The organism is Microbulbifer maximicatervae (SeqCode) (genome assembly GCF_052467695.1).
This window is the reverse complement of the sequence record NZ_CP174320.1, coordinates 4,194,869-4,208,280: the sequence shown is the minus strand read 5'-3', so window position 1 is coordinate 4,208,280 and position 13,412 is coordinate 4,194,869. Positions and strand designations below refer to the sequence as shown.

Genomic DNA, 13,412 nt, shown 5'->3' with positions numbered 1-13,412 from the left:
AATCGACCGCGTGGCATGGTCTTCACTTCGAGTGGTAGTTGTAATGACTGTAACAAGGATCTGTTTTTGGCTTGTCGCGCTTTTCTATTCCTTATCCCCCTTTGCAGATGAGTACATAGTCCAGAGCGAGGACTACGACCCGTTTACCCAGATGACAGAACTCTGGCTAAAGGGTGAAATTTCAAATCGTCAGATAAGGGACTTGGCACTTAGAGGGCGCTATCAAAACAGCTCTGCCGCTAATAGTGCTCATGTCTCCTTCTTTCTTGATGAAATGCAGGTGATTGCGCGGGGGAACTCTGTATCGGGTCGTTCGGCCCAGATATCCGTCCAGGTTGATGAGTCAATTTTTGACTTGGATTATGACCTTGTTTCTATGCATATGATGATCAATGGTCATGGAAATGGGTTATCAAGCAAGCAGAAATTCCTTTTGGTTACTTTTATGTACCGGTTAGCAGCAGAAGGCTGGAGCAAGTCTTCTGGAGTCGATGAAATGGAGAAACATCTTATTTATCGAACTCTCGATTACTTATCTGAAATGCCTGCAGATTATAAAATGTGGGTGATTGCCAAAGAAATACAATACCCGGTTCATTAGGTTGTTAATCTATAGCTTAATTAAAGTTTAAGTGGCTTAAATGGCCACAACAGACTTTAACTGAAGGGCTAAAGGATAAGATTCCTGGCAGTTATTCAGATTATTGGTAGAGGTTCAATTTATTCAATTTTTATTGCTGTGAATAGCTATATATCAACTATTTAAGGATTTGTTGAATCTAAAGTTCCTAGTCATGTTGAATATATTGTAAAAAGGAAAGTTATGGATTTTTCTGATAAAGTTGCTGTTGTTACAGGAGCGGGCAGTGGACTAGGGCGGGCTTTAGCAATACGTTTAGCCGAAAAAGGAATGAAGTTGGTATTAGCCGGATATACCCTAAGTCATCTCGAATCAACAGCCAAGTTGATAGCACGAAAAGGTGCTGAGTGTATATGCGTACAAGCAGATGTATCTAAACTTGGGGATGTGCAAAACATCGCCGATAGAACTTTAAAGCACTTTGATAAGGTACACTTGCTCTGTAATGTGGCCGGAATAGGTCCTTTGGGGGCTATAGCAGAAACCTCTATGGATGAGTGGGAGTGGATTTTATCGGTGAATTTGTGGGGGCCTATTAACGGTATTCATGTATTTCTCCCTCATATCGAACAGAATGACGAGGGCCATATATTGTCTGTAGCATCGGAATCCGGCCTATATGGTATAGGGTACTTAGGGGCCTACAATGTTTCAAAATTTGGTGTTGTAGGTTTAATGCAAAGTTTAGAGCGGGATCTTCGTTTGGCTAACTCGCCTATAAAAACTTCTGTATTTTGTCCTGGTGCTATAAAAACTAATATTCTCGACTCTTCACGTAATAGGCCTGCAAGTGTAGCGGTAATTCACCCTGAGTCTGAAGTCGAGAAAAAAGTTAAAGCCAAAGTTGTCAAGGTGGTTTCTGAAGGTATGAAGCCAGAAAAAGCTGCTGATATCATTACTAGTGGTATAGAAAGCGGGCAGTTTTGGATTTTCTCCCATCCTTATGTACCCGAAACTGCATTTCAGCAGGCGAAGGCGATGTTGGATAGTAATACGTTAATTGATATTTAGCTTAGTTAGGGAACTTCTGATTAATTTCGAGCCAACTTGGTAGTATTCCGCTATTCGTCAAGATCTTGTACCTAGCCACCTTTGACGAAGCAGCATATAATCTGAAGCGCCATGGAACTCGCTGCGAGAAGTTTTTTCTCAAATGCATGCTCTCATCCCATGGGGGTGGCTAGAAGTCCATTTATCAAAGCTTCCTTAGAAAGGTCCTAGTTGGTACCTGCGATCAGAAAAAATATAGCGATTTCTTCCTCTTTTCCTGTAATCTCCACCTCTTTACATCTGCAACGTATTTTAGTTTTAAAAGGACTTATATGCAGGATCGAATATCACAGCTGGATTTGTTAAGGGGAGTCGCTTTGTTGGGGCTTCCTTTAATGAATATGATAAATTTCTCTATGCCTATGGCGGCTTATTTGAATCCGAAGGCCTATTTGCCAAATGGCCCTTTGAATGAGTTTCTCTTTAGCTTTTTCCATTTGTTTGCTGATCAAAAGTTCATGGGGCTTTTTGCCATGCTATTCGGCGCGGGGATCATACTATTAGCTGAGAAACGCAAGCAGCAGAATAAGTCTGCTGCAAAAATTCATTACAGTCGAAATTTTTGGCTGTTATTGATAGGCCTTTGTCATGGCATCTTCATTTGGGAAGGCGACATCCTGATGATCTATGCATTTATAGCCATGTTTGCCTATTTGTTCCGCAAGTTGCGCGGAAGCTGGCTGATTGCATTGGGGGTGATTACTCTTGCCTTGTCAGCATATAGCTCATATCTGGCAGGAGCTTTTATACAACCCCTAACAGGAGAAGCTCGATATGCAACGGCAGCCATTTTTGCCCCTGATACAGCGCAGATCCAGCAAGATATAGAAATATATCGAGGAGGGTTCTGGGATCTGGTCGGGAGTCGATTAGTTGCTGGTAATTTAGCTTCTAGTCCGGAATCAGCAATCGTTATTTCCTACTTTAGTCTCTCCATTGTTTTAAAAGCTGCCGCTATGATGTTGCTGGGAATGGGCCTGTTTAAGTTGGATATCCTACGTGGCAAAGCCAGTTCGTCTGCCTACAAAAAACTAGCTATTGCTGGGGTGGCTATTGGTGTGACATTGACCGGTATAGGGCTTATTTGGAACTATAGTCATGACTGGAGTATGGATGATTACTTCACCTATGGTGCCATTTTTAATTTGGTAGGGTCCACATTTACCAGTATCGGTTATATCGGATTGATCTGCCTTTGGTTCAAGTTAGGTAAGCACCTATGGATCAAAGGAAAAATCCAAAGTGTTGGACGGATGGCATTTACCAATTACTTGGCTCAATCATTTATTTGCATTTATATTTTTTATGGCTTTGGATTGGGCTTGTATGGTGAGCTGACACGTATAGAAGTACTTGGGGTCTGTGTGCTGCTGGGCCTGTTTCAGCTGGCCTATTCGGATCTTTGGCTCAAGGCATTTCGTATGGGGCCGCTAGAGTGGTTTTGGCGAACTTTAACATATTTCAGGTTTGCACCTATGATAAAGGAAAGGGACGTACCAGCGACCGAACAGCGCTTATAGAGTTCATAGCTAAAATTAGGCGGGCTGCTGTTAACCTTGAGAATAGGAGTCATCGGTAGCTCGTTACCTGTACCACAGATTTTTTATTGTGAGGTCTTTTAAATATTTTTATAGGATGATGGGCCGTAAAGATAAGATGTTTTCACATTAAAAATAGGCATGATTGAACTTGATCTGACAGGGCTTCTTCTAAGAAGCGGGTAACTGTCAGATCAAGTTGAAAGTTAGTAGATCTCTAATTACCTAAAGCCAAAGAACCCTACAATATCTTTTTAGTAATCTACAGTTGTTATTATAAAGTCACCTTCAATTGTACCTTCACTATCCTGGTCAGTATAAGCAATCCAGGCTGCTGTCTCACTGGCAGCTGCCAGCTTACTTTTCAATGCGAGCGCTTCCATCATATTGCGAGGCACATCGAAGTGCCATTGAGTACCCAGTGCCTGACATTCACTTTCTCCATTCGACCAGGTAGACTTACTCGTAGTCAGTGACCACATAACAGGGTAATTGATAGCGCCATCATCTTTTAAGTCGTTTACATGCAGTTCGCCATTTAACCGTCTCTTACAAGCAAATGAATAGGAACGATCACATTGGCGGTCATTAAAGCGCCCGTCGCTTCTGATAACAGCGCAGTCCTCTCCGTTACCATGATCATTGGGTTCTCCCTCTCCCCAAGACCATAGTCCTTTATTTTGAAATCTGCTGTCTGTAGCACTGACATCATAGTGTTCTACGGTGTTGATGCCGTCATCCCAGTTATCCAGGGAATCGTCATCGCCACTCTTCCAGTGTCTGTCCAGTCCACCCCATCCATCGAATATTACATCGAATGACTCATTATCATCCCTAATATTGCTGTCATTTTTTGTCCAGAAAAATACGAATCTCTTTTTTCCATTTACACCATCATGTTTACGGACTGTCTCCCGTGATAACTCTTGAGAGGGGAGTGAGGTTCGTTTATAGCTCGTGACTTCAATCCCATTGGGAAAGTCCTCTCTATAGTCTTGGGGTGTGTAAATGTATTCCAGGCCTATCTGATCTATAAGATGATTTTTAAAAGTTACCTGGGCACCGGACGATACCGCATTTTCGATATGTACGATTACTGTACGGTTAGTGCCATATTGATCCTGCTTGTAAGCCCAATCCCTCAAATCTCCCAATACAGTAGAGATAGGAACGCGTTGAGGATCAAGCCAGAAATTACAATAGAATGAGCCATGACAAAAATATTGTTCACCACTGAACTGATGCAGGTCCAGCTCAATAATTTCAGCACCAATATCAATTTGGTCTTTAACCCTGGCAGATTGTTCAGAGCCTACCCAGATAGCACCATAGGCATCAGAGTTATAACTGTTGTGTGTTGCAAGGACTTGTGTATAGCGAATTGGTGTTGAGTAAGTCAGGCGCCGTTGTAGCTCGAGTGCATATTTTGCGTGGTCATTGGTACCTTGTTCTGTCTCGTAATCGTAATAGAGGTTGAATTGAACCAACATTGAATAGGGATCGGTCTTTGCAAATAGAGGTGTACTCATCAACGTTATATAACTAAATAGAGCGATACAAATCTTCTTTAGCCCTTTCGAGAGTGGCCATGAATAGTTTTTTTTCATTATTATTCCTACTGTTCGCCTGAGTTTGTTATTTTTTAAACAGATTTAATTGCGCTCTCTATTACGACTGCCGAGATAAAAGTAATCGCATGCAGCAATACTTGCGTCTCTAAACGTATGAAGTTTATTTCTACCCATCTCCCTTGTGAGGTCGGATATCAGGAACTTCAATAATCTTCAAATGTTTTAAGTATAAACCCCTGAAGGTCAATAGAGTGCAAAAGCAATGATATCGAAAAGATATAACCTGTTAGCCACTTTAAATGTATTAACGAGAAGCAACTCACAAAGTTATAGTTTTATAATGCTTAAATCAAAAACTATTTACTATTATTTAAAGGTTAAACACTTTCTAGCTAATACCCTAATAGTCAATCGGTGACGAAATGGTAATCAAAAAGCGAACTGCTCGTGGAAGTAGCGATAGATAGCATATAAGTAAAATAGGGTAATAAGGGTAGGGCTAGGGTTTTCTGGCCGATAATACCGAGAAATAGCCGAGTGCCTGGTATGATTGAGGATTTACAAATCCTGCTGTCTCAAGCATCCGATAAAGCGCTTTGGCTGAGTATAGTTGGGAGCCGTGGTTCATAAACAAATGAAAGCAGAACAAGCTTGGCGTTAAACGAGTATCATCGAAGAGCATATCGTGAATAAATACCTGCCCACCTTTTGGTAAAAGTGCGAAGGCTCTGTCGATCAAGATTTGGCATGTAGCATACTGCCAATCGTGCAACACATTGCTAAAGCAAATGCCATCGAACCCCTCAGGCCATGGGTCTCTAAAGAAATCCCCTTTAACTATCTGGATTTGCTGGTCTTTCTTGAACTTACTTATATACAATGCTGCTATATCGCAAACCGGCGGCAGGTCGAAGAGCAGCGCATTGCGCTCAGGATAGGTATCGCAGAAGGCGAGAGCAATGGTTCCAGAGCCTCCACCGGCATCGAGTAGGGTTTGAGCGTTTTCAAAAATACCGCAGGAAGCAGCCTCAACTGCGGAGGCAAACCCCTGCGAATGCATCAGATGAGTAAAAGCTGCTGCTGAGTCATCGTCCATGTCATTTTTTTGCCACATGTCGGTTACAGAGCGACCTTTACATTCCAGCTCATATTCTCTTTGTAAGCTGGTGAGTATCTTTTTATCCAGGTGATTGATGTCATAGATTTGAAAAGGATCGAGTAAGACTTCCCCCCAATAGTAGTGACTATTTTTGGAGAGGTAGCATTTCCCCAGCTCTGTATTTTTCACTTGTTGTTTGTCGAAGCAGATATACCCCAAATGACTCAGAATCAACAGAAAGAAGCCCATTCCTTTATTGCTGAGCTGCAATTCCTTACTGAGTGCTTCGCAGGAATCGTAACCGCGTTCAATTAGCCCGGTGATATCCAACCTTGCAGAAACCATCAGGCAGGCAAAATTATAGTTTCCCATAAGACGGTCCCACATAGGACCGTCGGATGCGCTAGGGGGAGTTATGCTTTGAGTTCTACCGCTATTTCCCATCGCTCATTCTCCAAATAACCCGGGGAACTTTGTTGGTGCGTTCGATACGCTTAAGTCGCTCGGCTTTTTGTACTGTGAAGGACTGAGGGTACTGTCTGACAACAGAGGCGAGGTTGTGAATGTTGTTCAAAATATGCTCACAGATGCTGTTGGCACTTGCCGTGCCTGTGAACTGAATGACTATTGAATCGGCAGACTTTTTTGTTTGTGTGTCGCCGCTGAGAAGTAGTTGAACTTCTTCGACGCCTTCACATTCATAGGTGAGTTCTATGATCTTATTGAGGTCCAGAAGGGCGCTGCATAACCCGACATTGTCATCTGCTCTCCCCTGAATAGATAGGCCATTAGGGCGACCACAGGGACAAGTTGCTTTTTGGATTAGGTCACCTAACCGGTAACGCACTATCGGTACTGTCCACCCTGTACCTACACGGGTAAGCAGGGCGCCTTGATCGTCAGTTTCGATCAATTGGTCCGCTAAAAGGTGATATATGTTCAAATCACACTCAGGGGAATTGACAGCAATGCTATTGGTTTCTACCGATCCATAGTCGCACCACAGCCCAGCATCAGGGAAAGCCTTACGTATGACCTTCAACTTTGCTTTGGTCCAAGGTTCCCCCATCCAGATAATTGTCTTTATTGGGAGTTGGCTGCCTGAATCTAGTATACCTTCGGCAAAATCTGCCAGTCCTGTGGGTGCGCCAGCAAGTGAGTCCACATCGATGTTATGTAGAAGTTCCAGCCAATTCTCCACCTCACCGGGTATAAAGGGGCCTGTAGGTGCAATGGTGCATTTGGAAGCCTCTGCCAGTGTTTGAATAAAGTAGTGTGCACCCCATAGCCGCCCAGGATTAAAGAGATTAAGAAGAACACTTTGAGAGCTGAGCGGGCGCCATTCCTTGAGCAATCTTTGAATTGCCTGGTGATAAGGTGTATAGGCCAGCTTCGGCTTTCCAGTTGTGCCGCCGCTAGACATGATAATGGCTCCGTGTTCCTGCGCGGCATTTTGGCTGATATGTTTCAGTTCAACGGGGCCACAAACGGGAATGTCATCGAGACATACGGCAGAAACAGGTATATCTGGTCCACCGTAGAGTGAAAGACTGCGGGCGTGGGCGAGAATGGCATTCCAATCCAGGTGGCCAATGTTCATAGCGTTAAGGTAGCTCCCGTTCAATCCCGTCTTCCTGGGGTGGTGAGGTATCGGGTGGAACTGAGGAAATTGTAGTAACAGGGCGCCTAGGTAGAGGGTGGTCTGGCCAATTGGGAGTTATCCTCATCAGTACCGATGCATTTCAGCAGCAATAGATCACGCCAGCTTTTGCCAGGGACTCCACTTCATCTTGTGGGATACCCAGGTCACCAAGGATCTCTCGAGTGTTCTCTCCGTAAAGTGGTGCTTGCTGGAAAGGCACTGGAGGAGTGTCGGGAATAGAGAAGGGGGCGTTTATAAATTGTATTGAGTCACGGCTTGTACTGCGTGTATAAGGAATTGATACAGTCTTGTCGTTATCTTGGACATAGGGGTTGTTAAGCGCCTCGGCGATATCATAGACCGGGGCACAGGGGATTTTACCCTCCATTTGAGCGCACCATTCTTTTGTTGTTCTCTTCTGGAAGTGCTGGTCCAGAGCTTCTGTCAGCAGCTCTCTGTTTTGCATCCTGCTTTCATTGGTCAAAAAGCGGGCATCAGTTTGTAATATATCGGAGCCTAGTTCGTGACAAAGCATTTCCCAGAACTTCTGGGTTAAGCAGGCCACATAAAACCAACCATCTGCTGTCTTTACTAATTGGCAAGGTGCTTGGGATGCGTGGGCTGAGCGAGGTTGCTTCCCTGGGACTATCCCCTCGTTAAGAAACCATAACCCTTGGTAGCAGAGGCAATTTAGCGCGATATCGAATAAGTTAGTGTCAAAATCACCGCCTTTTCCTGTGACTTCGGTCCGCAGTAACCCTGAAACGGTACAGAGGGCTGAATAGACACTCCCCAGGAGATCCACTACTGACACGCCAACTTTGGTTGGGATAGATCCTGGTTCTCCAGTCACTGACATCCAACCAGTTTCTGCCTGCATAAGGAAATCATATCCTGGCCAGTGTTTTCTATTGTTGTCTCTGCCGTACCCTGAGAGATGAGTACAAACTATTTTAGGGTTCGCCACTTTGAGGTCAGCATAGGTAACGCCTAACTCTTCGGGCAAAGAACCTCGAAAGTTGTCGATAACAGCATGTGAGTTATTCACAAGCTTCAAGAATACCTTCCTGCCAGCGGGGGCCCTGATATCGAGGGCCAAGCTCTTCTTGTTGTGGAGCGTCGATTCACTTGTCTCATTGTCTTCGCGAGCTTCATCAAGATAGATAGATCCCATTTTTCTAAGTGGATTCCCACCTTGTTTGGGGTCTTCAATATTGACTACTTCTGCGCCCAGAAAAGCTAGTAAAGTGCCATGAAAGGAACCTGCGCCCCAGGTTTCGAATGAAAGGATACGCTTTCCGTGGAGAGGGAGCATCATGATATACCTGATTTGCGCAAACAAAATTATTGGCCGGCCAAGTTTTGCCACTTAGTTACAAGTGGGTATTAGTTTATAGATCACTGTGTAAATCTGATGTGGGAAAAGAGAGTACGAAGTTTGCATTGGTTATTAGGATCTATTGAAGTTACGGCGGACATTGAGTGTTTAATTATTCCTCTTAGGTTTGACTGACAAATAGTATCCCGATCCGAGAAATAGTTTTTACATAGTAGTAAGTCTAAGTATGCGCCACCAACGCACAACCGGGTATTGCAAACTAGACTCTTTGAGATCCAGTTAATGGCTTTTAAGGATGTGAATATGGATCGTTTTCATATCAGTAGGGTGGAGTTATATGCGATAGCCGATAAATGTGCGCCGCCAAAATGATATTGTTTTGCGTGACAACCCTGGACGCAATTTCGTATTCATTGACCGGGGTTGCCACAAAGAATCTTGATGCTGAGGTAAATGTTATGCCAGCATAAAATAGTTGGTCAAATGACATAAAACGGCAAGGGATCGCGGAGTGTCCTGATTTTCAGCCCTCCTCCTTGTGTTGCTCGGCATCAAAGTATGAATAATATAAGAGTATCGTTTTTGATTGTTGTTTATATCTGAAATTCAGAGTATTTAAACGGCGTGTATAAATCTAACGGCTTCGTTCTTACATTGTTGGTTTATGCCCGTTCATCACTTTGCTAACACCTTTCGCTACCCTGGCAGTAAATTGAGCCCTGGAAGTTAGGAGTAACTGCTATTTTTAAATTTATAGGAGTACAAATTTACTTTGAATCCATAGCTTTTCATTGCATAAGAACACCATTTGTCGATATCAAGATGGGAGCTTTGACAAATTGTTTTTTGTTCCGCTGTAAAGGACTTTTAGTCATATCGACAAATCAATGTATTGGATTCTGTTAGGGTCTTGAGTTGTGTAAAGCGACAAGGAGGTTACTATGCGCCTGCACTCAGCTGTCATTATTGGATCACTTATTTTTTCCATGGAGGCCATAGCTGCTGACTATGGTAGTCTAGAAAACCCGTGGGGGTTTCGTCCATATATTTCACTGAATGGTGGAGTTAATAGGCTGGAGGTTAAGCAGGATTATCGTACTGTGGGTGTATTTTATGACCCATATTTCTACTACGATTATTTTTACGAATATAGTTACTACAAAACCTCAAGTTCAGGAAGTGAGCCTTGGGGCAGCGTCGATATCGGGATCGACTTCAATGGCTACCCGTTTGAACTTCGCTTTAGCTATGGCAGAACAAATTTAGGGCGATCGATATCGGTAGAAAATATCGATTATATCGATGACGAAGTTACAGTTGTTGAGCGATACCAGGTCAATCAGAAACATCGCTTGGATGTATTTTCAATTACAGGAACTCTGGATTTATCTTGGTATTGCGACAGGTCCTGCATGTATTTGTTGTTGGGCTATAGTTTTGCGCAGCTGGACTGGTCATATACTATGGATGAATTTTACGCTGGTGGTAACTATTATGGGTCAAATGAATTCAGTAAAAGCTATTTCCATGTAGGTCTAGGTGCGCGATACAACTTTAATAACTCTTTCCGTATAAGTGCCGAATACATGCTGCATAATGTTGGTAAGGTGGGGGAGTATTATATGAATGACTTTGACCATATAGAATTTGATTTAAGGAACCTTAATGTGTTGCAAGTTGGTATATCCTTTATATTCTGATTTATACTTCTTGTTCATTTAAAATGAAAGTATGGGTTAAAGCCATACTTTCATGAATATGGGTGCTCAATCTCTCAAATAGTACTAATCGATAAGATCTAAGAGCTTCCTCTTATCAACTTTCCCGACTGCGGTAACCGGCAGACGAGATAACACTTTAAGCTGCTCAGGTAGCTTAAAGCTGGCCAGGCCCCTTTCGGTTAAGAAGTCGCGCAACGTTTGCAAGCTTGGCGCTTTATCCGTACATACGATAGTCGCTCCAACTTGCTCTCCCATCTCTTGGTCTGGCAAAGCAATGATAGCTGCTTGTTGGATGCTGGGGTGGGCGAGTAGATGCTCTTCAATTTCGTCACATGCAAATGTTTCCCCGCCCCGATTTACAACATCTTTGAGTCGTCCAGTAACTACAATATTGCCATTGTCCAGAATGCGTACACGATCCCCGCTGCAATAGAATCCATCTGGGGTAAAAGCGCGTCGGTTATGTTCTTCTGCACGGTAATAGCCTCTCAGTGTATAGGGGCCGCGAGTAAGCAGTTCTCCTTCTTCTCCGGCTTTCACTTCCTGCCCGTACTCATCAACCACTTTTAGAGTATCGAGGGAACTCATAGGTCTTCCTTGAGTATTGGTGATGGTTTCATTGTTATCTTCGCGATGGGTGTAACAAATCAACCCTTCGGCCATTCCGAATACCTGCTGTAGTGCACCGGGAAAAGCATCTATCGCAGCATAGGCGTCAGTTGGACTCAGCTTTGAGCCACCAACTTGAAGTAAGCGGAGAGAGCTTAAATCAGCATCTTCCCATTCTGTCGCTGCAGTCCAGATTTGAGCCAGTGCTGGGACCAGGGCTGTGGCGGTTACGCCGTAACGCTCTATCAGCTCAAAGCAGTAGTCCGGGCTTGCATCTTTGGTGAATATTACCTGCCCACCCATGGATAGCGTGCCCAGAATGCCGGGGCAACCCAATGGAAAATTATGGGCGGCGGGGAGTACTGCCAGATAGATTTCATCTTTTCCTAAATTACAAGCAGCCGTAGCGCAGGTAATGTTGTAGCGATAGTCATTGTGGGAGCGTGGAATAAGTTTCGGAAGTCCTGTAGTGCCACCGGAAACGAGGAATAGAGCTGGGGCGTGGGGGTCTACGGGAACAGGGGTGAAGCCTTGGCATTCTGTTCTGGGCAGGGAGGGGAATGTGTCATTTTCATCAGAACTGTATATGCCTCGCAAAGTCGGAGATTGCGAAGCAATTTGTTCTATCATGCTGTGACTGCTTGCATCACTTTCCGCTCCTGAAGTGATATAGATACTGGCACCCGAGACCTGTGCAAAATGGCATATTTCATTTTGGCGATGCGCAGGCAAAGCTAGTACAGGAACCAGTCCCGCTCGAAATAAGCCGAGCAGGGTTGTAATAAAACTGACCTGATTGCTCCACTGGAGTATTGCCCGCTCCCCAACTTTGTAGCCTTGTTCCACCAGGCCTGCGGCAATACTATCGGCCTCGTTAACCAATTCTGCGTAAGTTAATTGATCCGATAGGTCCCGAACTGCGCATCGATTGGGAAAGTTTTTCGCATTACGTGTGATCAGCTCCCAAATAGGTTGGTTATCCCAAATTCCTTGTTGCTGATAGAAAGCCTCTAGTTCCTTTGGGTGAGGCGTGTAACCATTAAGTAAATTATTTTCCATGCTGGTCTCCTGAAATGTTTGGGTGGAGCAGGCGGGTGATTTTTTGAATCTTCTTCAGATTTCTAAATTAAGAATTAACAGTTAGTATTCACGGCTTCAAATTTCTTATTGAGATAAATCTATGTCCGGCGCTTGGCTACAAATCCCTCGCCCTCAACCTAAAGCGGCTATCCGACTTTTGTGTTTGCCTCATGCTGGTGGTACAGCATCACTTTACCGGCCCTGGGCGAAATTATTGCCAGATTCCATAGAATTGGTTCTCGTATGTTTACCGGGTAGGGAGCAACGCTGTAATGAAGCTATGCCCGCAGATATGCAAACTTTAATTGCTTTGTTAAGTAGGGCTATCAAACCTGTCATCGATAAACCCTGGGCAGTATTTGGGCACAGTATGGGAGCTACAGTTGCTCATGAATTGGCTCTCTCCTTGTATCGCGAAAAATTGCACGGTCCTGAACACATATTTGTCTCTGCGCGCGAAGCGCCACAATTTCAAAAGAGTGGAAACATACACCAGTTAAGTGATGAATCTCTGTGCCAACAACTCATTGAGCTTGGCGGCACCTCTCCTGAGTTATTGGAAATTCCTGAGTTAAGGGCTCTACTACTTCCTGCTATACGCCAGGATTATCGATTGATCGAAACCAGCAAGATGTCCTCGGACCAACTTCTAGATTGCCCCATCACCGCGATGCTAGGACGGGATGATCCTGAGTTGAGTACCGTCGAAGCTCGGGGTTGGCAGCAGTGGACCAATGGTGAGTTCCAATTGAACGAATACGCAGGTAACCATTTTTATCTGTCAGAATGCCCCGATCTGGTGGTTGGCCATATTGTTCAGAAGCTCCGCTTGGCCTAACTGTATGTGAAGTTAAGTTGGCCGTATAAAATCTTTCTGTTTCTTGTAACGCTATCGAAATTAATTGTCGGGAGAGTAGGGCTGTTGAGCGGCTCTATATTCTCCATCGTTCAATAGATAGTGGATCTCTACCTCGATTAATCCAAGATCGTTATTTTTGGTGATGTTCGAATTATTTCTCTTTAGTAACAAGTAGCACACACTCTCTCCACCCTGACGCCCAAATCCAAAACAAACATCCCGTTGATTTCGCAAATGATATGTTATAACGTTTCATTATTAATG

At 44.0% G+C, this 13,412-nt stretch carries 10 protein-coding genes; 5 read left to right on the top strand and 5 right to left on the bottom strand.

Annotated features, from left to right (window positions below; translation table 11 throughout):
* Window positions 1-43: 43 nt before the first annotated feature.
* The 3 genes from ACJJI8_RS18430 to ACJJI8_RS18420 all read left to right on the top strand — a co-directional run bounded on the left by ACJJI8_RS18430 (window position 44) and on the right by ACJJI8_RS18420 (window position 3,210).
* A complete protein-coding gene (locus tag ACJJI8_RS18430; RefSeq protein ID WP_282932883.1) occupies window positions 44-601 on the top strand; it encodes a hypothetical protein in 558 nt (185 codons plus the stop codon).
* Between the two features lie 222 nt (window positions 602-823).
* Window positions 824-1,651 (top strand): SDR family NAD(P)-dependent oxidoreductase, encoded by an 828-nt coding sequence (locus ACJJI8_RS18425; protein WP_444933301.1) that lies wholly within the window; start codon window positions 824-826, stop codon window positions 1,649-1,651.
* A 311-nt stretch (window positions 1,652-1,962) separates the two neighbouring features.
* Complete coding sequence (locus ACJJI8_RS18420) at window positions 1,963-3,210, top strand: DUF418 domain-containing protein (protein ID WP_444933300.1); 1,248 nt, start codon at window positions 1,963-1,965, stop codon at window positions 3,208-3,210.
* A 272-nt stretch (window positions 3,211-3,482) separates the two neighbouring features.
* Here the strand turns inward: ACJJI8_RS18420 and ACJJI8_RS18415 are convergent, their stop codons facing one another.
* The 4 genes from ACJJI8_RS18415 to ACJJI8_RS18400 form a co-directional block, all read right to left on the bottom strand.
* Window positions 3,483-4,835: a lectin-like protein gene (locus ACJJI8_RS18415; RefSeq protein ID WP_444933299.1), complete on the bottom strand. Its 1,353-nt coding sequence runs from the start codon at window positions 4,833-4,835 to the stop codon at window positions 3,483-3,485.
* A gap of 463 nt (window positions 4,836-5,298) precedes the next feature.
* Window positions 5,299-6,270, bottom strand: a complete 972-nt coding sequence (locus tag ACJJI8_RS18410) for a methyltransferase (protein WP_444933298.1) — start codon at window positions 6,268-6,270, stop codon at window positions 5,299-5,301.
* 61 nt (window positions 6,271-6,331) lie between these two features.
* On the bottom strand, window positions 6,332-7,522 hold the full coding sequence (locus ACJJI8_RS18405) for an AMP-binding protein (protein ID WP_444933297.1): 1,191 nt from the start codon (window positions 7,520-7,522) through the stop codon (window positions 6,332-6,334).
* A gap of 118 nt (window positions 7,523-7,640) precedes the next feature.
* Complete coding sequence (locus ACJJI8_RS18400; protein WP_444933296.1) at window positions 7,641-8,858, bottom strand: CaiB/BaiF CoA transferase family protein; 1,218 nt, start codon at window positions 8,856-8,858, stop codon at window positions 7,641-7,643.
* 962 nt (window positions 8,859-9,820) lie between these two features.
* On the opposite strand from ACJJI8_RS18400, the gene ACJJI8_RS18395 reads away from it, so the two are divergent.
* Window positions 9,821-10,579, top strand: a complete 759-nt coding sequence (locus tag ACJJI8_RS18395; protein WP_444933295.1) for a putative outer membrane beta-barrel protein — start codon at window positions 9,821-9,823, stop codon at window positions 10,577-10,579.
* 84 nt (window positions 10,580-10,663) lie between these two features.
* On the opposite strand, the gene ACJJI8_RS18390 is transcribed toward ACJJI8_RS18395, so the two are convergent.
* The gene (locus tag ACJJI8_RS18390) at window positions 10,664-12,268 is read right to left on the bottom strand and encodes a (2,3-dihydroxybenzoyl)adenylate synthase (protein WP_444933294.1); all 1,605 of its coding nucleotides are present in this window, start codon (window positions 12,266-12,268) and stop codon (window positions 10,664-10,666) included.
* Between the two features lie 121 nt (window positions 12,269-12,389).
* Here ACJJI8_RS18390 and ACJJI8_RS18385 point away from each other — a divergent pair, with 121 nt between their 5' ends.
* Window positions 12,390-13,127, top strand: coding sequence for a thioesterase II family protein (locus tag ACJJI8_RS18385; RefSeq protein WP_444933293.1), 738 nt, complete (start codon window positions 12,390-12,392; stop codon window positions 13,125-13,127).
* The last annotated feature ends 285 nt before the right edge of the window (window positions 13,128-13,412 follow it).